Source organism: Flavobacterium laiguense, assembly GCF_003097655.1.
GTDB classification, from domain to species: domain Bacteria; phylum Bacteroidota; class Bacteroidia; order Flavobacteriales; family Flavobacteriaceae; genus Flavobacterium; species Flavobacterium laiguense.
The window spans coordinates 1-22,655 of record NZ_QCZH01000001.1; the positions used below are offsets into that span (position 1 = coordinate 1).

Annotated in this window: 22 protein-coding genes and 1 tRNA gene; 14 read left to right on the forward strand and 9 right to left on the reverse strand. The window is 34.5% G+C overall.

The window, feature by feature from the left end; genetic code table 11:
• Window positions 1-242 (forward strand): hypothetical protein (locus DB891_RS17505; protein WP_189337066.1); only part of this gene is annotated, 242 nt, incomplete at its 5' end.
• A gap of 227 nt (window positions 243-469) precedes the next feature.
• Here DB891_RS17505 and DB891_RS00010 read toward each other — a convergent pair.
• Window positions 470-551: transfer RNA gene (locus tag DB891_RS00010), tRNA-Leu, on the reverse strand.
• A 109-nt stretch (window positions 552-660) separates the two neighbouring features.
• Here DB891_RS00010 and DB891_RS00015 point away from each other — a divergent pair.
• The 7 genes from DB891_RS00015 to DB891_RS00050 all read left to right on the forward strand — a co-directional run bounded on the left by DB891_RS00015 (window position 661) and on the right by DB891_RS00050 (window position 6,235).
• Window positions 661-2,049 (forward strand): dipeptidase, encoded by a 1,389-nt coding sequence (locus DB891_RS00015; RefSeq protein WP_116759340.1) that lies wholly within the window; start codon window positions 661-663, stop codon window positions 2,047-2,049.
• A 592-nt stretch (window positions 2,050-2,641) separates the two neighbouring features.
• On the forward strand, window positions 2,642-3,034 hold the full coding sequence (locus DB891_RS00020) for a toxin-antitoxin system YwqK family antitoxin (protein WP_116759342.1): 393 nt from the start codon (window positions 2,642-2,644) through the stop codon (window positions 3,032-3,034).
• A 48-nt stretch (window positions 3,035-3,082) separates the two neighbouring features.
• Complete coding sequence (locus tag DB891_RS00025; protein WP_116759344.1) at window positions 3,083-3,454, forward strand: BlaI/MecI/CopY family transcriptional regulator; 372 nt, start codon at window positions 3,083-3,085, stop codon at window positions 3,452-3,454.
• Complete coding sequence (locus DB891_RS00030; RefSeq protein WP_116759346.1) at window positions 3,451-4,341, forward strand: M56 family metallopeptidase; 891 nt, start codon at window positions 3,451-3,453, stop codon at window positions 4,339-4,341. The genes DB891_RS00025 and DB891_RS00030 overlap by 4 nt, the downstream gene beginning before the upstream one ends.
• A 58-nt stretch (window positions 4,342-4,399) precedes the next feature.
• Complete coding sequence (locus DB891_RS00035; protein ID WP_189337067.1) at window positions 4,400-4,915, forward strand: helix-turn-helix domain-containing protein; 516 nt, start codon at window positions 4,400-4,402, stop codon at window positions 4,913-4,915.
• 11 nt (window positions 4,916-4,926) lie between these two features.
• Window positions 4,927-5,481: a transposase gene (locus DB891_RS00040; protein WP_189337068.1), complete on the forward strand. Its 555-nt coding sequence runs from the start codon at window positions 4,927-4,929 to the stop codon at window positions 5,479-5,481.
• 547 nt (window positions 5,482-6,028) lie between these two features.
• Window positions 6,029-6,235 carry an energy transducer TonB gene (locus DB891_RS00050; protein ID WP_116759354.1) on the forward strand — a complete coding sequence of 69 codons (207 nt, stop codon included), beginning with the start codon at window positions 6,029-6,031 and terminating at the stop codon, window positions 6,233-6,235.
• Between the two features lie 149 nt (window positions 6,236-6,384).
• Here DB891_RS00050 and DB891_RS00055 read toward each other — a convergent pair whose 3' ends face one another.
• Together DB891_RS00055 and DB891_RS00060 are read right to left on the reverse strand one after the other, a co-directional pair.
• Complete coding sequence (locus tag DB891_RS00055) at window positions 6,385-6,744, reverse strand: response regulator transcription factor (RefSeq protein ID WP_116759356.1); 360 nt, start codon at window positions 6,742-6,744, stop codon at window positions 6,385-6,387.
• A gap of 4 nt (window positions 6,745-6,748) precedes the next feature.
• Entirely contained in the window at window positions 6,749-9,454 is a 2,706-nt protein-coding gene (locus DB891_RS00060; RefSeq protein WP_116759357.1) for a sensor histidine kinase, read from the reverse strand.
• Between the two features lie 117 nt (window positions 9,455-9,571).
• Between DB891_RS00060 and DB891_RS17845 the strand changes: the two genes are divergently transcribed.
• Complete coding sequence (locus tag DB891_RS17845) at window positions 9,572-9,694, forward strand: hypothetical protein (protein ID WP_262497821.1); 123 nt, start codon at window positions 9,572-9,574, stop codon at window positions 9,692-9,694.
• Window positions 9,695-9,920: 226 nt separating this feature from the next.
• On the opposite strand, the gene DB891_RS00070 is transcribed toward DB891_RS17845, so the two are convergent.
• The 5 genes from DB891_RS00070 to DB891_RS00090 form a co-directional block, all read right to left on the reverse strand.
• On the reverse strand, window positions 9,921-10,142 hold the full coding sequence (locus DB891_RS00070) for a DUF6814 family protein (RefSeq protein ID WP_116759361.1): 222 nt from the start codon (window positions 10,140-10,142) through the stop codon (window positions 9,921-9,923).
• A 10-nt stretch (window positions 10,143-10,152) separates the two neighbouring features.
• Window positions 10,153-11,691: an MFS transporter gene (locus DB891_RS00075; RefSeq protein ID WP_116759363.1), complete on the reverse strand. Its 1,539-nt coding sequence runs from the start codon at window positions 11,689-11,691 to the stop codon at window positions 10,153-10,155.
• A gap of 114 nt (window positions 11,692-11,805) precedes the next feature.
• Window positions 11,806-13,110: a hypothetical protein gene (locus tag DB891_RS00080; RefSeq protein ID WP_116759365.1), complete on the reverse strand. Its 1,305-nt coding sequence runs from the start codon at window positions 13,108-13,110 to the stop codon at window positions 11,806-11,808.
• 97 nt (window positions 13,111-13,207) lie between these two features.
• Window positions 13,208-13,627, reverse strand: a complete 420-nt coding sequence (locus tag DB891_RS00085) for an IS1/IS1595 family N-terminal zinc-binding domain-containing protein (RefSeq protein WP_189337069.1) — start codon at window positions 13,625-13,627, stop codon at window positions 13,208-13,210.
• Window positions 13,628-13,888: 261 nt separating this feature from the next.
• The gene (locus tag DB891_RS00090) at window positions 13,889-15,259 is read right to left on the reverse strand and encodes a saccharopine dehydrogenase family protein (RefSeq protein ID WP_116759369.1); all 1,371 of its coding nucleotides are present in this window, start codon (window positions 15,257-15,259) and stop codon (window positions 13,889-13,891) included.
• Between the two features lie 414 nt (window positions 15,260-15,673).
• On the opposite strand from DB891_RS00090, the gene DB891_RS00095 reads away from it, so the two are divergent.
• From DB891_RS00095 to DB891_RS00105, 3 genes are all read left to right on the forward strand, one after another.
• Entirely contained in the window at window positions 15,674-16,075 is a 402-nt protein-coding gene (locus DB891_RS00095) for a DUF423 domain-containing protein (protein ID WP_116759371.1), read from the forward strand.
• A gap of 66 nt (window positions 16,076-16,141) precedes the next feature.
• The gene (gene pckA, locus DB891_RS00100; RefSeq protein ID WP_116759373.1) at window positions 16,142-17,743 is read left to right on the forward strand and encodes a phosphoenolpyruvate carboxykinase (ATP); all 1,602 of its coding nucleotides are present in this window, start codon (window positions 16,142-16,144) and stop codon (window positions 17,741-17,743) included.
• Between the two features lie 211 nt (window positions 17,744-17,954).
• The gene (locus tag DB891_RS00105; RefSeq protein WP_116759375.1) at window positions 17,955-19,055 is read left to right on the forward strand and encodes a DUF4407 domain-containing protein; all 1,101 of its coding nucleotides are present in this window, start codon (window positions 17,955-17,957) and stop codon (window positions 19,053-19,055) included.
• Between the two features lie 35 nt (window positions 19,056-19,090).
• Here DB891_RS00105 and DB891_RS00110 read toward each other — a convergent pair whose 3' ends face one another.
• The gene (locus DB891_RS00110) at window positions 19,091-20,380 is read right to left on the reverse strand and encodes a S28 family serine protease (RefSeq protein WP_116759377.1); all 1,290 of its coding nucleotides are present in this window, start codon (window positions 20,378-20,380) and stop codon (window positions 19,091-19,093) included.
• 154 nt (window positions 20,381-20,534) lie between these two features.
• On the opposite strand from DB891_RS00110, the gene DB891_RS00115 reads away from it, so the two are divergent.
• Together DB891_RS00115 and DB891_RS00120 are read left to right on the forward strand one after the other, a co-directional pair.
• On the forward strand, window positions 20,535-21,497 hold the full coding sequence (locus DB891_RS00115; RefSeq protein WP_116759379.1) for an ornithine cyclodeaminase family protein: 963 nt from the start codon (window positions 20,535-20,537) through the stop codon (window positions 21,495-21,497).
• Between the two features lie 8 nt (window positions 21,498-21,505).
• Window positions 21,506-22,573, forward strand: a complete 1,068-nt coding sequence (locus DB891_RS00120) for a proline racemase family protein (RefSeq protein WP_116759381.1) — start codon at window positions 21,506-21,508, stop codon at window positions 22,571-22,573.
• The last annotated feature ends 82 nt before the right edge of the window (window positions 22,574-22,655 follow it).

Here is a 22,655-nt window from a genome sequence, read left to right on the forward strand (position 1 = left end):
GTGGTGGTCAATTTACTCCGAAACTGGTGGTCAATTTACACTGGAATGGGGTGGTCAATTTGACCGGTTTTTCCACTTTAATCAAAACTAGTAAAAACGCTTTAATGAGTGCCGTCGAGCATAACGAAAAAAACATAGTAGATGTTTGCATAGAGGTTAAGAATGTTTTAGACCTAACAGCAAAACTTCTACCCATTTCCGAAATGGAATTTTTAGACAAATTAACCAATCGATATTATTAAAATGTATCTTTGCCTTATAAAACTTCTCACGTTATTTTAAATAAGCACAAAGCCGAAACCTCAACATTAAAGTTGGGGTTTTTTTATGCCTTATTCCCAAAGTTAGGCAAAGGACAAAAAAGTACCTAAAAAACGGTTTTTTGAAATTTTAGGGAAACATTAGGGGAATGAAGTAAAAAAATAAGGCTTAAAACATTGAATTTCAATGCGTTAAGCCTTAGTGATTGTGCGGATAATAGGACTCGAACCTACACGCCTTGCGGCACCAGATCCTAAGTCTGGCATGTCTACCAATTTCACCATATCCGCGTAATTGTGGGTGCAAAGATAATCATAACTTCCAATTTTCAAAACATTTTTTTAAAAAATATTCATACTATTTTTTGTATTTTTGATTCTTAAAAAAAAATTTGATTCCATGGAAGATATAAAGTTATACGTTTCAGAACACAAAGACCGCTTTATCAACGAGTTAATTGACATTTTAAAAATTCCATCTGTAAGTGCAGACACTGCCTATTCTCAAGATGTTCTTGACACAGCCGAGGCCGTTAAGACAAGTTTAGCGAAAGCAGGATGCGATTTTGTCGAAATTTGTGAAACTGCAGGCTACCCAATTGTATATGGAGAGAAAACAATCGACCCAAAATTACCTACTATTCTGGTTTATGGACATTATGATGTACAACCAGCAGATCCATTAGAATTATGGACTTCTCCCCCTTTTGAACCTGTTATTAAGAAAACCGAAATTCATCCCGAAGGTGCCATTTTTGCACGTGGATCTTGTGATGACAAAGGCCAAATGTACATGCATGTAAAAGCTTTCGAGTATATGATACAAAGCAACACTTTGCCTTGCAACGTCAAGTTCATGATTGAAGGAGAGGAAGAAGTTGGCAGCGTCAACCTTAAAACCTTTGTGGAGAACAATACCGAGAAACTAAAAAACGATGTGATTTTGATTTCGGATACAGGAATGATCTCCAATCAACAACCCTCTATCACTACCGGACTTCGCGGACTAAGTTATGTAGAAGTTGAAGTTACAGGACCTAATCGTGATTTGCATTCAGGACTATATGGTGGAGCAGTTGCCAATCCTATTAATGTTTTATCCAAAATGATTGCCTCATTGCACGACGAGAACAATCATATCACCATTCCTGGTTTTTATGACAATGTCGAAGAATTGTCTCTAGAGGAAAGAGCCGAAATGGCCAAAGCTCCTTTTAATCTTGATAATTACAAGAAAGCCTTAGACCTAAATGACATTTATGGCGAAAAAGGATATGTGACTAATGAACGAAACTCGATTCGTCCTACGCTTGACGTCAATGGAATTTGGGGAGGCTATACAGGAGAAGGCGCGAAAACAGTTATTGCAAGCAAGGCTTTCGCTAAAATCTCAATGCGTTTAGTTCCGAACCAAGATTGGGAAGTCATCACCGAGTTGTTCACCAAACATTTCACCAGCATCGCTCCGGCTGGAGTTACCGTAAAAGTAACCCCTCATCACGGCGGTCAAGGTTATGTGACTCCAATAGACAGCATTGGTTACAAAGCGGCCAATATGGCGTACACCGAAACCTTTGGCGTTCCTGCAATTCCTGTGCGTTCCGGAGGAAGCATTCCTATTGTTGCTTTGTTCGAAAAAGAACTAAAAAGCAAAACAATCTTAATGGGCTTCGGTCTTGACAGTGATGCTATCCACTCGCCAAACGAACATTTCGGTATTTTTAATTACCTAAAAGGAATTGAAACTATCCCGTTATTTTATAAATATTTTGTGGAATTGAGTAAATAAGATTCCTTCAAAAAACAACTGAATCCGTTCCATGTGAGCGGATTTTTTTATGCCTATTTCTAAAACAACTTTCTTTTTAATTAGGAGCTATTTCCTGCTATCCGTTACAATCTTATGTGCCGAACACCGGCTCATAAGGATTTCCACTACTATCAGGGCTAGGGCATTTGGTTTTCATAAGATATTGAATTTTATAACTATTTTAAATCTGCGTAAATCCGCAAAATCTGCGTGTCATTTTTTTACGCAGATTTCAAAATGCAACTATTGAATTGCAACTTTTTTATAGATTATGAAACAATTCATTCTAAAAACCAATACTTTGAATAGAATAAAGATTTGCAAAAAAAAACACATAAATACCTAACAAGTCTTGAAGACCTGTTAGGATAAAAAAACAATCGAAAATTTGGCTGTATTAATTTTTATTCTACATTTGTAGAATAACTTCTATTCTTGTAGAGTAAAGCCATTTTATGAAATCACCATGACCGCTTTTGTAGTAAATACCAATGAAGATCTGGCGATACCATATTCCAACAAAAACAATATTATCTCCGTATGAAACACCTTCTTATTTCTATAATTATTTATGTTAGTCCTTATTGGATGCAAATCAACACCCATCAATCAAAAGATAAACAAGAAAAGAGAAGGACTTTGGGTAGAGCAATATGAAATTGACAGCTCCAAATACAAATCAATAGGAAAGTATAAAAATGGAGATCCCGTAAAAAAGTGGAGATATTACCTAAATGGAAAAATCATCATGAGAGAAAAGTACAAAGATGATTATTGCATCAGAACCAAGTACCATCAAAATGGCAAAGTCGAATCTAAAGGAAAAACAAGATTAGACAACAATGAAAAACATCCGCATTGGTTCTATACTGGAGATTGGAAATTCTTTGACGAAGAAGGAAAACCAATTCAAATTAAAAAATACGACGATGGGAAACTGATTTCCGAAGTAAAACTGAAATAATAAAACTATTCAAAACAATCAGAATAACGAATCAAAAAACATAACGAAATGCAACTATCCAACTCCGAAGAACAATTAATGGAACATCTTTGGCAACTCGAGAAAGCCTTTATGAAAGACTTACTTGATGCCTATCCAAAACCAAAACCAGCCACTACAACGATTGCCACTTTGTTAAAAAGGATGATTGACAAGAAATTCGTTGCTTATACCGAATTTGGAAACTCACGGGAATATTACCCCTTAGTCAAAAAAACAGAATATTTCTCGAAACACGTAAACGGATTGATTAGCAATTTCTTTAACAATTCGGCTTCGCAATTTGCTTCTTTCTTTACCACCGAAACCAACCTCTCGGCTTCGGAATTGGAAGAACTCAAAAAAATAATAGATGGTGAACTTCAAAAAAAGAAAAAATGACCGACTTTCTAATCAAATCGACACTCCCTTTATTCGTACTGCTGGCCGTTTATCATTTGTCATTGGAAAAAGAAAAAATGCACCAGTTCAACAGGTTCTACTTGTTGTTTAGCCTTGTGTTTTCTTTTGCCATTCCATTCATAACCATTGAAGTTGTTGACGAATCTGCAAACGCTTTAATGCAAACAAATACAGTTATAGCCGGTAACGCTACCATGGCAATTGTAGAGGAAACCATCGACTACACCCCGATAATCCTTTGGGGTGCATATGGCTTGATCGCGGCGCTATTGCTATTTCGCTTTGCGAGAAACATTCTGAAAATAAGTTCGAGAATAAAATCGAATACCGTTGTCGATTATAAAAAGGCAAAGTTGGTTTTATTGAAAGAAAAAACGTTACCGCATACTTTCTGGAACACCATTTTCATCAACGAAACCGATTATCACAATCGAAAAATTGAAGAAGAGTTGTTTTCGCACGAACTCACACATGCTTCCCAAAAACACACAATAGACATTCTATTTATAGAAATTATAAAAACCATTTTTTGGTTTAACCCGATATTTATTTTTTACAAAAAAGCCATACAACTCAATCACGAATTTCTTGCAGATGAGAAGGTCGTGACTTCTTACAACAATGTTTCGTTTTACCAAAATTTATTATTATCGAAGGCAAACGAGGACCTAACCTATCACCTAGCCAGCAATCTAAACTATTCTCTAACCAAAAAACGACTCTTTATGATGACAAAAACCACATCACGATCAATTGCAACATTGAAAAAAATGACCCTACTCCCTTTATTTTTGGGACTTGTTTTCTTTTTATGCATTGAAAGCGTAGCGCAAGACAAACTAATACCAAACGAAAATATAATATAGACCAATTTTGATAATTGGTTTTTTTATGTTATATTTGGACCATATTATAATGGTAATTATGGCACATGCAAAAATTTTGGTAATTAAGGAAACCGAAAAAGAAATAAAAAATCTGCTCAAACAATCTATTCCGTTTATTGGTCAACGCTTGAGAGTTCTGCTGATTTTAAAGCAAAACGAAAAAGTAGGGATTTCTAAACGTGAGGTTGCTAAATTAGCGGGGGTTGACCCTAATAGCGTTCAGAGTTGGAGAACATTATATCTTAATGCTGGAATTGAGGGTTTGATGAAACATCAAAAAACAGGTTTTAAGCCGTCGGCTTTTAATGCTATTGAACACAATATGTTGGAAACAAAACTCAACGACCCTCAAAATGGACTTCAAGGTTATGTTGAGCTTAAAGATTGGATTGAAAAAGAATCAGGAAAGACTTTCAATTACAACACGTTGCTTTATTACTGCATCAGAAATTTTAAATCAAGTGTAAAAGTAGCCCGCAAAAGTCATGTCAAAAAAGACGAAGATCAGGGAATCTCTTTTAAAAAGACTTCGGACGAATCTGTCAAGAAATAGCACTAAATACGGTGGGTGATTTTAACTCTGTAAACTTATATTTTCAAGATGAATCGCGTTTTGGTTTGTTCACTCGAAATGGAAAATCAGTTACTGCTATTAGTGTTAAACCGATTTGTACTTTTCAACAAGTTTTTAAATCAACTTGGCTTTCTAGAGCATTTTCGCCCATAATTGGAGATCATTTTCAATTAATACTCCCGCATTACAACGCTGATAATTTTCAAGTTTTTTTTAACAATTTCTCAAAAGAAAATTCGAAAGAACTCAAAATAATGGTGCTGGATAATGGAAGGTTTCATAAGGCTAAAAAATTAATCATTCCTGAAAATATTGTTTTGGTTTTTCTACCACCATATAGCCCAGAACTTAATCCCGCAGAAAAAATGTGGGCAAAATACAAACGAGAGTTTTCTAATAAATTTTATAATTCATTGGAAGATGTAGAAGATTTCATTACTAATGTCGTAAAAGCTACAGGCAAAAAAGAGGTAATGAGTATCTGTGGATATAGCTATGTGCTTTTAGATAAGATTTGGACTATATCATACATGCGTTTGGTATAATTTCAACACCTAAAAGCACTGTTCAACTTGGTGTCTCCAAAGACAAAAGAAGGGATTCGTATTATGCTGGGGTTCGAGTGATTGTTAAAGACAATAAAAAAAATATTAAAGTTGACAAAATCTATGAAGAATTAACATTAGCCGAAAAAACGAGGTACTTATACTATGTCCCTTCTCCACATCTTAAAAAAAAACCCACGGAAAAAGAATTCAAAAGTTGGAAAAACGAGAAGGATTTTGCAATCTGGCTTGACGGAAAAAATATTCCAAACTTAGAATTAAACTGATATACTACAAAAGACATCGCTTACTTTTCGGGAAGTTTTGTTCATAAAAATGCGCAAACAAAAAAACACCCTCAACTATATCAGTTCAGTTTATACACTCATAATTACTTTGACAAAAATTTAAAGAATTCCCACCTAAAATTCTCGGGGAAAACAATTAGAATTACTACAAACGGAATACCAAATAAAAACACAAAAAAAACAATACATAAAGTCAAAACCACAAATCCTGTTTATGACAAAAAACAACAGAACCCAATATAAACGGGAAAGTATACATCACCTTTGTAGTGGAAAAAGACGGTAGCCTTTCTGAATTCAAGATTCTAAGAGACGTTGGATACGGAACTGGAGACGAAGCCATACGGGTTATGAAATTATGCCCGAAATGGATTCCTGGGAAAATCGACGGCAAACCGGTGAGGGTATTGTATAGTTTACCAATTACGATACAACAGGAGAAATAAAAAACAAATCCGCCTCTTTCGAAGCGGATTTGTTGTTTAAACAGAAACGTATTCTAATCTCTTAAACCAACGATTGACAACAAAAAGATAAAACGATGTTCATTAACGATGTCATTCTAACTAAAACTAAAACAACTATTTCTTTTTCTCTATAGCAATTGATGCACCTGCTCTACTAGTTTCTTAACCGAAAATGGCTTTAAGACATACAGGTCTGCCCCTAAAGCAAGACCTTTCTCGATGTCTTTTTCTTTGTTTTTGGCTGTTAAAAAAATCACTTTACAATCCCTTAATCGTTCGTCATTCTTTATTTGTGTTAAAGTTGCATACCCATCAACCAATGGCATCATAACATCTAAAATAATTAAATCCGGAAGCTGGTTTTTTAAAATAACGAATGCCTCTTGACCGTCACGAGCTATGAAAACTTCAAAATTGTTTTTTTTAAAAGTGTATTCTAGTGCCATTACAATATTGGGCTCATCATCTACAATTAAAATTTTTTTCATCTAATCAATTATTTTCTATGGTGTTATAATTGGGAAGCGTAAAAATAAAGACAACCCCATTCTCACTTTTGTTTTCTACCCAAATCTCCCCTTTATGATGTTCTATAATCTGTTTACAAATCGCTAATCCCAAACCGCTCCCTATTGGTTTTTTTACGTTTTGATTTCTAGATTGGTAAAATTTATCAAAAATGGCTTCAAAATCTTCCTCTTTTATTAGATTGCCATTGTTGTGTATTTGCACCTCAATTGCCTCTTTTTTTTCTAGTATTGCAATTTCGATTTCTCCATTAGTTGCTGAACAAAATTTTATTGCATTCGACAATAAATTATGAACTACTTGAACAATTCGCTCTTCGTCATAGAACACTTTTATTTCATTGGAATTTATATCAAATCTTACGGTACTGTTCTTATTTTCAATTAATTGTTTAAGCGAATCTAATGATTTCTCTATAGTTTTTACAATATTATTTTTCGAAAGATAAATTTTCTGTTTACCTGTTTCAAATTTTTCTAAATCTAATATTTTATCAATCAACCGATTTAAACGATCCGATTCGGAAATAATATTCTGTAAAAACTGTTTCTGTAACTCTTTTGGAATATCGTCGTCCTCATAAAGAATTTCGCTTGCCGCTCGAATAGCCGTTATTGGTGTTCTTAATTCATGGGTAACAGTATCGAGAAACTCATCTTTTTGAATGTCTTTATTTACCAATTCTTGGTTTGCGGCTTTCAATTGAGACGATATTTTTTTTAACTCATTAGAAGTTTCGATTAATTTCTTATTAACGATAATGTTTTCTTTAGATTCTTCAAGGATTCTCAATACTTCGGTCAGGGTAATTACATCTTCTTTGATCACACTCGAGATTAATATTTTGGCGGAAGCCGTACCAATGTGGCCTGTCAATAAATTCTCGGCAAATTTTATAAAACGCGCATCGGCAGTAGTCACATTCTTATCAATATTATATTTTAAATTAAAAATAGACAGCCCTCGTTTTGTTCTTTCTACGCCAAGGAAACGTTCCAATACTTTTTGGATGTCCGAAATATAGGCTGTTCCTTTCCATATAAAAGCATCCTCGTGATTACTGACATACTGATCAATATCGATAAACATTTCGGCATAATTACGTTCTCGATAGTTCCCTTTGAAGCTAACCGAAATGGACAAATAACTGATTAAATTAACAAATAAACTCCAAAACACTGCGTGCGGAATTGGATCTAGATAATCTAATCCGAAAAGTTGTAATGGTTTTAGCAAGGCAATTCCCCACGGTCCTTCCTGAATAAAAGAACTACTGGAGTTGAAAATGCCAATAGCGTAAGGCACTAACAAAGTGTACAAGCAAATAAGAAAACCAAGTATAATGCCTGTTACAGCTCCATTTTTGGAACCTCTTCTCCAGAATAAAGCTCCAAAAAACGAAGGTGCCAACTGTGCAATAATAACAAAAGAAACCAATCCGATGGAAACCAAAGAGTAATCTAATATAAAGACTCGATAGATTACATAGGACAATATAATGAGCGAAAAAATTCCGATTTTACGACTGTTTACAATTCGTCTACTATTTTTCTCTGGGGATACATTTTGCAAAGAACCTATAAAACCATACGGAATTAACAGATTATTGCTTAACATCGTAGACAACGAAATGGAAGACACAATAATCATAGAGATTGCCGCCGAAAATCCGCCAAGAAAAACCAGAACAGTCAATACATTATTATTGAAAAATTGTGGGATCAATAAGGGATAGGTGTCGGAATTGAGTCCTTTACCTTCAAAAAGAATATTTCCTCCCCATGCTATGGGAAAAACAAAAATATTAAAAAGCAGTAAATAAAGCGGCAATAACCACATCGCTGTTTTAATATGGCGCTCTTTATTGTTTTCTACAATGGCAGTATGAAATTGTCTGGGTAATAAAAAAATGGCAAACATAGAAAGCACACAAAGAAAAAACCAATTAATTCCATCTGTGACACTTCCGATAGTATTCTTCTTGTCGAAATCTTCGAGTACCGATGCTTTAGTATAAATGTCATCAAAGCCATCATAGACAAAATAGGTAACATAAACACCTATGATTAAAAAAAACACCAACTTTAAAATTGATTCTATGGCAACAGCGGTAACAATCCCTCTTCTTTTTTCGGAGGCATCGACATAGCGCGTGCCGTAATACGAAGCAAATAATGCTAAGGCAATGCAAACATAAGTTGTGGTGTCTAAAAACACATTAAAATCAGAATGCGTTTTTGTAACAATATGAAAAGTTTCTGAAATGGATTTTAACTGTAACGAAATATAGGGCAAAACGCCAGCGACACAAATTAAAGTGACCAACGCTCCAAGAAACCTACTATTCCCGTATCGTAAAGATATAAAATCGGCAATGCTTGATATTTTATTCACTCTAGAAATCCGAATTATTTTCTTTAGAATAATCATCCAAGCAGGAATGATAATCATTGGTCCTAAATAAATTGGCATATACCCCAAACCTGAATTCGCTGCCACTCCGATACTGCCATAATAAGTCCAAGCGGTACAATAAACAGCTAGTGAAAAAGAATAAATATAAGCATTATTCGTCCATTTAGAATGGCTTTTTTTTTCGGCCCAGTAAGCTACATAAAAAAGTATAGACACATAAAGCGCCAAAATAAATAAGAGTCCAATACTATTCATAATACCTTTTTAAGATTATGAAAGTTACAATAATTGAAAACAACCAAGCCGAAAAAATATAGAGGTAAAGTATTGGGAAGCCAAAAAGAGATTTAGAACTATCAAAAAACAGCAAAAATGGAACATTTAATGCAAATAGCATTAGAATTGAAAGTATTACCAATTTTTGTTCGTGTCTTTTTTTCATTTTTAGATACTATTGTTTTTTTAATGAATCCCGATAGCTATCCTATCGTGTAGACATAAATGATTGGATAAAATTTTATTTCTGTTCGATGATTTTCAATTGTGGCTTAGTAATCATGGCGATGTCATAAATATAAAAATAGACAATCTTTACAAATAAATGCAAAGATTGTCTACTAAAAATCTAATGTTTGTCCTTACCCCAACCCTCGCCAAAGGAGAGGGAGATAAAATTGGATTGTTTTTATATTTCTAAATGGAATAACAATTTCGGTTATTACTATTTATCATCATAATCCCCCATTAAGGCATAGTACCCAAAAGTACCCAATCCGGCAACGATCAAAGGAGTAAGCACAAAAAGAATGATAATCCCAAAAACTAAATCTTCTTGTTTACCAGAAGCTAATTTTGGTAAACCGAATATAAATATACAAAAATAGGCGGCAGCAATTGCTAAGGCTATCCAAACAAATCCGAAAACTCTTTTTATCTGATTCATAGCTGTGTGTTTAAACGTGAGTATTTTTTTTATCTTTATTTTTAATATACATCATTCCAATTACAAAAGATGCCCCTGCAATGATGATTGGATACCAAAGTCCTTCGAGGAAAAAATTGAGATCGCCGGCCTCTTTGGCATTTATCACTAAGTAAGTAGAAATAGCCGGAAGCAATCCTCCAAAAATTCCATTTCCTACGTGGTACGGCAATGACATCGAAGTGTATCTGATTTTTACAGGAAACATTTCTACCAAGAAAGCAGCAATAGGACCATACACCATAGTCACGAATAGCACTTGAATAAATATTAATAAGACCAATGACCATTTATCACTGTCGTTAATATTTACCGTTGTTTTGGTTTCTACCTTGGGCTTCCCATCCACAATCATTGCCTTTCCGTTTTCTAAAGATACCGTTTTGATTTCAAGAAAAGTCGTTCCGTCTGTGTATGCTTTATTGGTGGTATAAATAGAATCCATTGCAAGCTTCTTGTTTTCTTTGAGCTCAGCCACAATTGTGGTTTTATCAACAATTTCTATTTTGTTTTTTACGTCGGTTGTATCATACATCTTTTGATAAATAGGTCTATAGGATAAAATTGCTATCAACATTCCTCCCATCATAATGTATTTTCGACCTACCTTATCACTCAACCAACCAAAAACAATAAAGAATGGAGTACCCAGTAACAATGCTATTCCTAATAGTGTGTCTACCTGAGAGGATTCTATAGACATAACCGTTTTCATGAAACTCATTGCATAAAATTGTCCGGTGTACCAAATAACACCTTGCCCCATTGTAGCACCAAACAAGGCCAACAAAACAAATTTCAAATTGTACCTGTTCCCGAAACTTTCTGCCAAAGGATTCTTACTCGTTTTACCTTCTTCTTTTGCTTTAGCAAAAACAGGAGATTCATCCATATTTTTACGAATCATATACGAAACACCAACCATAATAATAGAGACCCAAAATGGCACTCTCCACCCCCAGAGATCAAATTCTTCAGGCGTAAGCAAATTTCTGGTTCCCAAAATCACCATTAATGAAATAAATAGTCCAACTGTTGCAGTGGTTTGAATCCAAGAAGTCCAATAACCTCGCTCTCCTACAGGAGCGTGTTCGGCCACATAGGTTGCCGCTCCTCCATATTCGCCACCAAGAGCAAGTCCTTGAAGCATTCTTAATATCAATACTAATACCGGGGCCATAAATCCAATGGTTTCATAACTGGGTATGCAACCTATTAAAAAAGTAGCTCCCCCCATTAGCAATAGGGTAACCATAAACGTATATTTTCTTCCGATAATATCACCCAATCTTCCGAAAAATAAGGCTCCAAACGGTCGAACTACAAAACCTACCGCAAAGGTGGCCAATGTTGCTAAAAATGCTGCTGTAGGATTATCGGCAGGGAAGAATTTTGTTGAAATCACAACGGCTAAACTTCCAAAAATATAGAAATCGTACCATTCAATCATAGTTCCCATAGAAGAAGCGGAAATAACTTTCCAAATTCTTTTTGTTGATTTTTCTTTCATATGTATTTTATTTTTTGTTTTTTTTATAGGTCATATGTAATTCGCACATCATCATTGGTGTTTACGACCAATTTTCGGTCATGCTCATTTCATAAAGTTTTTATTATTAATTGATTAAAAAGAGTAAGCACAAGATAATAGCGCCCTTAAATTGGCAACATCAGTTTTATTTAAACCTGCCTTTCCGCTTGCATTCACATTCAAATCTCCCCATGTAGCTGCAGTATATTCTAATTCGGGAGTAACTTTAAATTTATTGTGTTTAAACTCTACCCGTCCAGAAGCGCGCCAAACATTATCTACAACTCTAGAGCCAGAAACTCCTCGCATATAATATTTTACGGTTTCTCCTGTTACCAGGCCATTTCTTCCGTTCCCTTCATTATTGGTATATCCAACGAACAATCCTGGAGCTATTTTTTTACCGTTACTAGCTAAATCTATCCAAAAAGAGGACGTTTTAGTCGCTTCGTATTTCTCGGGTTGCAAAGGATTTGTATATCCTACAAAACCACCTAACATAACCAGATTAGTCATATTACCTCCTGTAATTCCGTAAGCTTTGATCGAGAATTTATCGTTTGAATATTTTAAAAATCCAACAATTGATGTGCTGTTTACTTTTTCAGAAGTTTTCGCTTTTGTGGTGGATGTTGGAGCATATTCTGTAAGAGGCTGAAGTGATTTGTACTCTACTCCTAAACCTGCGAGCCAATTTGTATTTTTGAATTGAAATTGCCCGTGAAAAGTTGGCAATGGCGAATTAATGGAAGCTGAATTCTGTGTTCCTCCAACTGCTGTTGCCGTTGTAAATTCACGTTCTTTGTAAATCGTTACCGCAAACGACAATTCTTTTGTGAAGTTTTGTTTTACTTTAATTTGTGATGCCCAACCAAAAGGATTAAACATAATTCCAGTATTGAAATTTGCCACAGCTGGAAAAATTTCTGGAATAAACGTTGGGTACCACGTTTGCCCCACTAACAAGGACGTTTTTGACCATTCCATATTTACATGGGCTTGTCTCAATCTTACTAATCCTATTGAAGCTTCTGTATTACCAAAGAAATCCCCTTCAAGAGTTCCAGTCATTTTTGCTCCCCAAACGTCTGGTCCCTTTACTTTTACACCTACTCTAGAAACGACAGACAGAATATTTGAAGATCCTGCATCGTTTAAATCCTCACCATTTACATCTAAAACTTTGTCTAATGGATAAAGATTCAAATTATCCTCACGTACTTGGGCCGATTTTCTGGTATCAAAAATATAATCGGTTCTGATAAAACCATAAAAATTAAAATCCCATTCTTTTGCTGGAAGCGTAGGAACAACGGGAATGGTTTCGGGTTTTGGCGCTTGCGCAAATCCTTCCAGGGAAATTATTCCCAGTAAAAGGAACAAATATTTTTTTCTCATAATTTTAATTAGCGGGTTGGTTAGTTTCAAGACCGCCAAATTGAAATTATTTATCAGTAAAAAAAAATTTAATATATATTTATGTAAACTAATATAGTTATTCTTTGAAACGCTCCCATTTTATAAGCATAAATTTATCTCCAAGCTCCGTTATTATCATTCCTGCACCAGACAATAATTCCTTATTTGACAAATAGTCAACTAATTCTATATGATTAAAAATCTTGTATGTAGGATGATAATCTGCTTGGGAAGGTTTTTTTACATTAAAAGCCCTTATCCAATTACTAACTGTTACATGGGAAACTCCTAAAATACGTTCAATTTCTCGATAACTTAAGCCTTCAAGATACAATTGTAAAGCCTTGGTAACGTAGTAATTATCTATTTTTTTACCTATTTTATTGACCGTAAAAAAGTAGTTGCATTTTTTGCACAAATACCTTTGCTTATTATTGATCACACCACTCTTAATAATAGTACTGCTTTGGCACTTGGGACAGGCTAAAATTTCCATATATATAAATTTTGCATAAATATAGTAAATTAGCAACAATACAAATAGCGACATTGCGCAAAAACTGTTAAAAAAGCAGCTACCTATCCGTTTTACTGTTAAAAAACGAATTAAATCTACTTTTGCATCTGTGATTAAAATTCACGCCTATGATTCGTTAAAACAAATTGGAATAAATACAATTGTACCGAAAACAACAAATCCGCCTCTTTCGAAGCGGATTCTGTCGAAAAAAAAAATCTAAAAAAAACTAAAAAAATACTACCTGAAGACTTTATCGGGGTTATACCCAATATAAGGCATTGCTTGTTCATTAAAAACAACTCCATACTCTTCTAACTCTTTCAAAATTGGAAGGTACACTTCTTTGCGTATTGGAAGCTGTACTCCAGGAGTTGTGATTTTACCATTCAAAATTAGTAAAGTAGCCATTGCAACTGGCAATCCCACAGTTTTTGCCATAGCGGTATAGGTTTGGTCATCCCCAATACATACCATTTTTGAGTCTATTTGTCTTTCTTCATTATTGAGTTTGTATCCAAATTTGTGATACATCACAATCATATCTTTATCATCAGGCTGTAAAGCCCAGCTTTCGCCAAGTATTTTTTCTAGTATTTGTGCCGGAGTTGCGTCTTTCAACCCTACTTTTTTGTTACGATTGAACAAATCCAATTCCAAAAGTTTGTCCCACATGATATCATCTTGGTCAATTTTTAGAATCAGACGCATTTTAATTTCTACAGAATCGGTTGGATGATACGGCAGGAATGAATTCACAAATTGTCTGTAACTCATATTTTCAGAGTTTTCCATGACATAGCTATCATCCGTCATGCCCAATTGCACAAACATATTCCATGCTTTTGAGAAACCCACTCTTCGAATGGTTCCTCTATATAAGGTAAGCACATCGTCAAGACCATAAACACTTCTGTATTTTAGAGAATCTCTGTTAGAATACGCTTCAAATTTACCGTAATCTTCTACCTCCAAAAATTCGGTTCTACGAAACAAGTTCACATATGGAATGTATTTATAGGCGCCTTCTTGTATGAACTTCGCAGCACCACCTTGTCCGGCAAGAACCACATTCCTTGGTGCCCAAGTAAATTTATAATTCCACAAATTATTGTCTGATTCTGGAGCAACAAGACCTCCACAAAAAGATTCAAACAAAAGCATTTTTCCTCCTTTTTCCCGAATTTCATCGATCACTTTCATGGCACTCATGTGATCAATTCCAGGATCAAGTCCTATTTCATTCATGAAAATAAGATTGTTTTCTTTGCAAGCTTCGTCCAATTCTTGCATTGCATCACTTATATAAGATGCCGTTACGAGATGCTTTTTATAAACAACACAATCCCTTGCAACCTCTATATGAAGATGAGCAGGCAACATTGAAATAACAATATCTGCTTTTTCGATTGCATTTTTTCTTTGATTTTCATCAAATATATCTAAAGCAATAGGAGTGGCATTAGGATGATTGTTGGTCTTTTTCTCAGCTAGAGCCAAAGACAAATCACCTATAATAAGATGTAGACCTTCTGATACTGATTTATTCAAAAGATATTGTATCAAAGAAGAAGCAGATCTTCCTGCTCCAATAATTAGAATTGTTCTCATAACTTTATAAATATAACACAAACATACAATATTGTTGTATTTATAACAAACGGTTTGTGATAATAAATTAGGTAATCGTAAAATACATTTTAATATGTAGCAAAATTAACCCTAATAATTACATTCTGATTCTCCAGTATGTTATAAAATACGCAACCATTCAGCACTCTAATCTAGAACCTAAGTTACTAAGATTCTAATTTAAAGAAAAAATAGTTTTATTCCCTTTTTGCAAACGCTAGTATAGTAATTCTTGATTTTCGAGATAATCATTTTTATCTTTTTCAAAGTTGCCTACTTAAATATCAACAACTTAGCCGCTTATAGTCTTAGCATCTAACTGAATAGCTACTAAAATACTTTAAGATTAAAAATAAAGAAATACTTTTGCCTAAAATTGATACTATAGACACAATGGAGAAAAAAATAATTTCAACTGGGGCCCTATTGGGTATGATTGCAATAATTCTTGGAGCTTTTGGTGCACATGCTCTAAAAAATGTACTCTCCTCAGGACAACTTTCCACTTTTGAGACAGGAGTGCGGTATCAAATGTATCATGCATTGTTTTTATTATTTATTGGAACAACGCATTTGATCAATCAGAAATCAAAAAAAATCATTTATAATTTGACCGTTATTGGAACTATTTTCTTTTCGGGCTCCATTTATTTATTGGCAACGAACAATATTACACCAATAGATTTCAAAATATTTGGCTTTGTAACCCCTATTGGAGGTCTATTTCTTATTTTAGCTTGGATTAAGTTATTCATTGACATTTTAATGCCAATGAAAAAGAAAATTAAAATATAAAATAGGATTCTAAAAAAAATTATACTTTTGCAGTAAATAAACAACACTCACAAAAATTAATTTTTTATGGACAACTATGCCTTATTTGCGAAATCGATTTCGTTAAATGAACTGGGAATTGAGAATGCCAAAATTCAGTATCAATTAACACCGAACGAGTTACATGATATTACGATCCAATCTGGGCAGGGAGTAGAAAATTCAACTGGGGCATTAGCTATAAATACAGGCGAGTTTACCGGGCGATCTCCTCAAGATAGATTTATTGTCAAGGATAGTATTACCGAAGACAAAGTATGGTGGGGGAAAGTGAATATTCCATTTGAACCTTCAGCCTTTGATGCACTTTATAAAAAAGTAACGGCTTATTTATCAAACAAAGAAGTTTTTGTTAGAGACTCTTATGTATGTGCCGATCCAAACTACAGATTGAATGTACGTGTGGTTACCGAAACGGCTTGGGCAAACTTGTTTTGTTACAATATGTTTTTGAGACCCGAAAAAGAAGAATTAAACGGTTTCACACCTGAATGGACCGTAATTTGCGCTCCGGGTTTTCACGCAGATCCAGCAATAGACGGTACTCGTCAAAGCAATTTTGCTATTTTAGATTTTACAAAAAAAATCGCCTTAATTGGTGGCACTGGTTATACAGGAGAAATGAAAAAAGGGATTTTCTCTGCTTTGAATTTTGTTTTACCTGTTTTCAAAAACACCTTACCAATGCACTGTAGTGCGAATGTTGGAGAAGACGGAGATACTGCGATTTTCTTTGGTCTATCTGGAACAGGAAAAACGACTTTGTCTGCCGATCCAGAAAGAAAACTAATCGGGGATGATGAACATGGATGGACTAACGAGAATACTGTTTTCAATTTTGAAGGTGGTTGTTATGCCAAAGTAATTAACCTTACTGAGGAGAATGAACCAGACATTTTTAGAGCTATCAAAAAAGGAGCTATTCTAGAAAACGTAGTTTTCAAAACAGGTACTAATGAAGTAGATTTTCAAGATGTTTCAATTACTCAAAACACAAGGGTAAGTTATCCTATTGACCATATTGATAATATTCAACCTGGATCTATTGGTAAAAATCCTAAAAATATATTTTTCTTAACAGCCGATGCGTATGGTATTTTGCCTCCTATTTCAAAATTGACACCAGGTCAGGCAGCATACCACTTTATTTCTGGTTATACCGCTAAAGTTGCAGGAACAGAAGCTGGGGTTACAGAACCTCAACCTAATTTTTCAGCTTGTTTTGGGGCTCCATTTATGCCATTACACCCTACTAAATATGCTGAAATGTTAAGCAAAAAAATGAAGGATGCTAATGTAAAAGTTTGGTTAATCAATACTGGATGGACAGGAGGTCCTTACGGAACTGGAAGCCGAATGAAATTAAAATTCACTCGTGCTATGATTACTGCCGCATTAAACGGAGAATTAGACAATGTAGAATATGTAGATCATAAATCATTTGGTATTGCAATTCCACAATCGTGTCCAAATGTTCCTAGCGAAATCTTAAATCCAAGAAATACTTGGGAAGACCCAAATTTATATGACACAAAAGCAGTAGAACTGGCTCATAAATTCAAAGCTAATTTTGCAAAATTTGAAGAGTTTGCCAATGCCGAAATAATGGCTGGCGCACCGATTGCTTAAGTTACTATTAATTCAAAACCAAAAGAGCTGTTCCTAATCGAACAGCTCTTTTTTGTTTACAAGATACAACCCCAAACCCTTCTCCAAAACACCTAACCAAAAACAAATCAACATTTTATACCAATATTAATTTTTTGGCGTTAAATTTGCAGCATCCCCCGATAATTATCGGGACAAAAATCAATCAATCAAAAATCAAATCAAATCAATCATGTTAAAACAATTTTTTATCCTCTGCTCAGGTGCAGACAAAAACCTTCTTGAAGGTTGCTCCGATGGCGAACAAACCAAATTTGTTGGTATTGGCGCCACTGTTTTTTTTACGGCTGTTATGGCTTTTATAGCCAGTGCCTATGCTCTTTTTACTGTTTTTGACAGTGTTTATCCCGCTATGCTTTTTGGACTCGTTTGGAGTTTACTTATTTTTAATCTCGACCGTTTTATCGTTTCAACTATTAGAAAGAGGGACAGCTTTAGCAGTGAAATAATGCAGGCAACCCCTAGAATTATATTGGCGATCATCATTGCTATCGTGATTTCAAAACCCTTGGAAATTAAAATTTTCGAAAAAGAAATCAATACCGTTTTGTTGAAAGAAAAAAATGCCATGGCCTTAAACAACAAAAAAGAAGTGGCTAATTATTTCAAATCGGATTTGGACAAAAACAAAACCGAAATCGCAAGTCTAAAAGCTGAAATCACCAATAAGGAAAAAGAAGTAAACACGCTTTATGAAACCTATATCAAAGAAGCCGAAGGAACAGCCGGAACAAAAAAATTAGGTAAAGGACCCGTTTTTAAAGAGAAAATAGCCAAACACAATTTATCATCGAAAGAATTGGATACGATTCGAAAAAACAATTTAGCCAAAATTGCTGTTTTGGAGAAAACATCCAAAACTTTGAAAAATGATTTAGACAAAAAAGTGAACGAAACACAACCTATCATAGATGGTTTTGATGGTTTAATGGCAAGAATCAATGCTTTGAATAAATTGCCTTGGCTTCCTTCTTTTTTTATAATGCTACTTTTCTTAGCTATTGAAACTTCGCCAATTATTGCCAAATTATTATCGCCAAAAGGAGAATATGATTTTAAGTTGGAAGATATAGAAACAGCCTTGAAAGCGACGATTGAACAAGATAAATACCAACGCACTCTATTAATCAAAACTAGCGCAATGATGCATGATAAAGTCTATGCAGATATAGCCGAAGACAAACAACTATATGATTTACAAAGAAAAAATACCGTCGAACTATTAGAACAACAATCCAATAATTTTGTGGAAAAGCAATTGAAAACATTATAAAAAAAAGAGGCAATAACGCCTCTTTTTTTATTCCCCTATTTTAACCAACGGTCTAACGTTTTCATTATTTTTTCCTGATCTTCTTTTGGGAAATTTTTCACTCTCGTAGCGTGACTGCCTCCCGGAAGAACCATCTTCAAAGCATCCAAGTTAGGATTTGGAGTTGGAGCACAGGATCCCCAAGTGTCAAAACCTCCATAAATATAAAGAATTTTATCTCCCTTCGTTTCTGCATATTTACGGACCTTCTTTATGTATTTAGGATCATAAGTAATAACAACTTCTTTGGGAGTAAATCGGGCATTCGAAGTGCTTTTTACCGTTTTCAATAAATCTTGAACAGGTTCGAAATCAAAACCATAATATCCTAATTCTGCCATGTGCTGATAATAAGAGGGTAATAACTCAAAATATCTTTGGTCATCGTAAGTGCTAATCCCAACTATCTTATTCAAATAATCAAATAATGCTGCAGAACTTGCTCCCTCAACAGGAATGTCTTCACATTTCCCCCCCCATTGCCAAAAAGAAAATGGAAATTCTAAGGCACCATATTCTAAAGCTTCTTCGATCGATACTTCAGAAAAAATCATCTTTTCTTTATCGGCGTATTCTTTGATTTCTTTCAAAAGTGCGTCTCTATTTTGCAATAAAGCTCTCTGAAAATGAGTGACTTTTGCTCTGCATTCGGGTGTACCTACAATTTTCACATGCTCCAAAGTCCTTGGATCCTCTTGGGTATTAATCAACGGGGCTACATAAGGCATGACCACATCTACATCATTTGGATATTTTGATTTATAAATTAAAGCTGTTTCTCCACCTTTACTAATTCCTGTAGATACCCACTTTCCTTTGTATAGCTCTTTTAATTTTGTTGTGATGTTGTGATAGTCTTCAATAGCTTGATCATTGGTCAAATACTGCCAAGGCATAGGATTTGGTCTTGATTTTCCATAAAATCTGTACTCTACTGCCACTTGATTCGCTTTTAGCAATTTACTCACTTCGCTTTTAATATTCCCTGCATTATAACCGTGCGTTTCAATTACCATTGGACTATTAAAGTCAACATGCGAAAGATAAATGTAATGTTTGAAAGTGCCTTTTTCAGGATTCTTGTGATCCAAAGGTTCATCTAAAATCAACTGATACGACTCCGTATAACCTTCTAAATTTTTTATTTCAGAAATTTCAGAATTAGGAAAAAATTCAATTAGTTTTTTCTTTAAATCCGTTTGAACAGCAGTCTCCGTTTGGGCGAAACTAGAATAGGAACTGAAAACGAATAGTAGTAATAGTACAATATTTTTAATCTTCTTCATTGTATAGTGGTTTAAATTATTTTTTAAAATTACAATCACAGTCTGGCTTAAAACAATACTATATTAACCCAATATTGTTGTATTTTATCAACTTTACAGCAAAAATACGAATGGAAAAAAAAATAGTATATTTTTATAAAAATCTATTCCTAAAATGAACACTATTCAACTCATTTCCGATTCTTTTATAGAAAATAAATGCAATTTTAAACAACTTATTGAACGTCTAAAAGAGGGTTTCGCATCAACAACCATACAAGTCCCAATGCGTCACCATCATGACTATCCAAATCCACCGGAAGACAAAGACTCTACTTTATTGCTAATGCCTGCCTTTAATCCCGGCGTAGATGCGGGTGTAAAAATTGTGACGGTAAGTCCCAATAACGGCAAATATAATCTTCCGGCCATACAAGGAACCTATATTTATTTGGATGCTCATAAGGGCAATATTAAAGCCATTTTGGATGCAAAATCATTAACCACAAAACGTACCGCATCAACCTCCGCATTGGCCAGCAGTTTTCTCTCCAGAGAAGATTCATCCTCTTTATTAATGATTGGAACTGGAGCTTTGGCAAAAAATTTAATCCAAGCCCATGCCAGTGTAAGACCTATCACAAAAGTATATGTATGGGGAAGAACATTAGAAAAAGCACAAGCCATTTGTGATGCGCTTTCTAATGCAACTTACTCTTGCACTGCTATTACCAACATTGAAGATAAAATATCGGAAGTAGACATTATTTCTTGCGCAACACTTTCTCCTACTCCTTTGGTTTTTGGAAAATGGCTAAAAGAAGGGCAACATCTAGACTTAGTAGGTGCTTATAAAAAAGATACTCGTGAAGCAGATGATGAAGCGGTTCTAAGATCATCTGTGTTTTTGGACACTTACCAAGGCGGACTAAAAGAAAGCGGTGATATTTTAATCCCATTAAATACTGGAATCATAACAAAAGAAGATATCAAAGCTGATTTATTCGAACTCTGTAATGGCAGTAAGAAAGGAAGGACTTCTGAAACAGAAATCACCTATTTTAAATCAGTAGGTCATGCCTTAGAAGACTTAGTGGCTGCATCCTATTTTTACAATGAATTTATTTCCAACAAATAATAAAAATCATGTCAAGTACTTTTCAAAATATAATTTCAAAAATAGATTTTAGCGTACCTAAAGATTGGGTGCAAATCAAGACCATTGATATGCATACTGGTGGTGAACCTTTACGCGTTATCGTTTCTGGTTTTCCTGAATTAAAGGGAAACACAGTTTTAGAATACCGTAGAGACATTAAAGAGAATTACGACTATTTACGTACTGCTTTAATGTTTGAACCTCGCGGTCATGCTGATATGTATGGTTGTGTTTTGCTTCCGCCAAATGATGAAACTGCTGATTTTGGCATTTTATTTATGCATAATGAAGGATATAGTACCATGTGTGGACATGCAATTGTTGCAATAAGTACATTGGCAGCAAACATGAACTGGATTGCTATTGAAGAAGGGGAAAACAAACTAGAAATTGATGCTCCTTGCGGAAGAATCACTTCATTTGTCCATATACAATCTGGCGAAGTAACTGGCGTTCGTTTTCATTGTGTACCCAGTTTCGTAGTTGGTCTGGACAGAATCGTAGAAGTTCCCGGAATAGGGAAAGTTATATATGATTTAGCTTACGGAGGTGCTTTCTATGCTTATGTTGATTTAAGAAAAAACGCTTTATTAGAATTTGGTTTAACCGATTCTGATTATCGTACTATTATTCAAAGTGGAATGGAAATAAAACACGCCGTTATGCAACAAGATAAAGCCATTCTTCACCCTTTTGAAAACGATTTGAGTTTTCTATATGGTACCATATTTATTGATGATGCTCAAATAGAAGAAAACCACAGCCGAAATGTATGTGTTTTTGCCGAAGGAGAGGTAGATCGTTCTCCTACTGGATCTGGAGTTTCTGGAAGAATTGCTATAGAAAAAGCAAGAAACGCTATTGATTACAACAGCAAATTGGCCGTTGAAAGTATTACAGGAAGTGTGTTTAATTGTTCCCTTGTTTCCGAAAAAGATTTCGGTCCATTTCAGGCCGTTATTCCTCAAGTAGAAGGAACGGCTCATATTACAGGAATAAATACTTTTATTATTGACCCAAATGACCCTATGAAAAACGGTTTTATACTTAGATAAACTTCTAAAAATAACAATTAAAAATACCACACTATTAGAGAATAAAAAACGTATTCTAATTTTTGAGTCTCTAATATAACAT

What these genes read in the sequence shown, in the direction of transcription:
- DB891_RS00015 (WP_116759340.1), top strand. Translation starts at nt 661, where the DNA reads ATGGAAGATATAAAGTTATACGTTTCAGAACACAAAGACCGCTTTATC.
- DB891_RS00020 (WP_116759342.1), top strand. Translation starts at nt 2,642, where the DNA reads ATGTTAGTCCTTATTGGATGCAAATCAACACCCATCAATCAAAAGATA.
- DB891_RS00025 (WP_116759344.1), top strand. Translation starts at nt 3,083, where the DNA reads ATGCAACTATCCAACTCCGAAGAACAATTAATGGAACATCTTTGGCAA.
- DB891_RS00030 (WP_116759346.1), top strand. Translation starts at nt 3,451, where the DNA reads ATGACCGACTTTCTAATCAAATCGACACTCCCTTTATTCGTACTGCTG.
- DB891_RS00035 (WP_189337067.1), top strand. Translation starts at nt 4,400, where the DNA reads ATGGCACATGCAAAAATTTTGGTAATTAAGGAAACCGAAAAAGAAATA.
- DB891_RS00055 (WP_116759356.1), bottom strand. Translation starts at nt 6,744, where the DNA reads ATGAAAAAAATTTTAATTGTAGATGATGAGCCCAATATTGTAATGGCA.
- DB891_RS00060 (WP_116759357.1), bottom strand. Translation starts at nt 9,454, where the DNA reads ATGAATAGTATTGGACTCTTATTTATTTTGGCGCTTTATGTGTCTATA.
- DB891_RS17845 (WP_262497821.1), top strand. Translation starts at nt 9,572, where the DNA reads ATGGAACATTTAATGCAAATAGCATTAGAATTGAAAGTATTACCAATT.
- DB891_RS00070 (WP_116759361.1), bottom strand. Translation starts at nt 10,142, where the DNA reads ATGAATCAGATAAAAAGAGTTTTCGGATTTGTTTGGATAGCCTTAGCA.
- DB891_RS00075 (WP_116759363.1), bottom strand. Translation starts at nt 11,691, where the DNA reads ATGAAAGAAAAATCAACAAAAAGAATTTGGAAAGTTATTTCCGCTTCT.
- DB891_RS00080 (WP_116759365.1), bottom strand. Translation starts at nt 13,110, where the DNA reads ATGAGAAAAAAATATTTGTTCCTTTTACTGGGAATAATTTCCCTGGAA.
- DB891_RS00085 (WP_189337069.1), bottom strand. Translation starts at nt 13,627, where the DNA reads ATGGAAATTTTAGCCTGTCCCAAGTGCCAAAGCAGTACTATTATTAAG.
- DB891_RS00090 (WP_116759369.1), bottom strand. Translation starts at nt 15,259, where the DNA reads ATGAGAACAATTCTAATTATTGGAGCAGGAAGATCTGCTTCTTCTTTG.
- DB891_RS00095 (WP_116759371.1), top strand. Translation starts at nt 15,674, where the DNA reads ATGGAGAAAAAAATAATTTCAACTGGGGCCCTATTGGGTATGATTGCA.
- pckA (WP_116759373.1), top strand. Translation starts at nt 16,142, where the DNA reads ATGGACAACTATGCCTTATTTGCGAAATCGATTTCGTTAAATGAACTG.
- DB891_RS00105 (WP_116759375.1), top strand. Translation starts at nt 17,955, where the DNA reads ATGTTAAAACAATTTTTTATCCTCTGCTCAGGTGCAGACAAAAACCTT.
- DB891_RS00110 (WP_116759377.1), bottom strand. Translation starts at nt 20,380, where the DNA reads ATGAAGAAGATTAAAAATATTGTACTATTACTACTATTCGTTTTCAGT.
- DB891_RS00115 (WP_116759379.1), top strand. Translation starts at nt 20,535, where the DNA reads ATGAACACTATTCAACTCATTTCCGATTCTTTTATAGAAAATAAATGC.
- DB891_RS00120 (WP_116759381.1), top strand. Translation starts at nt 21,506, where the DNA reads ATGTCAAGTACTTTTCAAAATATAATTTCAAAAATAGATTTTAGCGTA.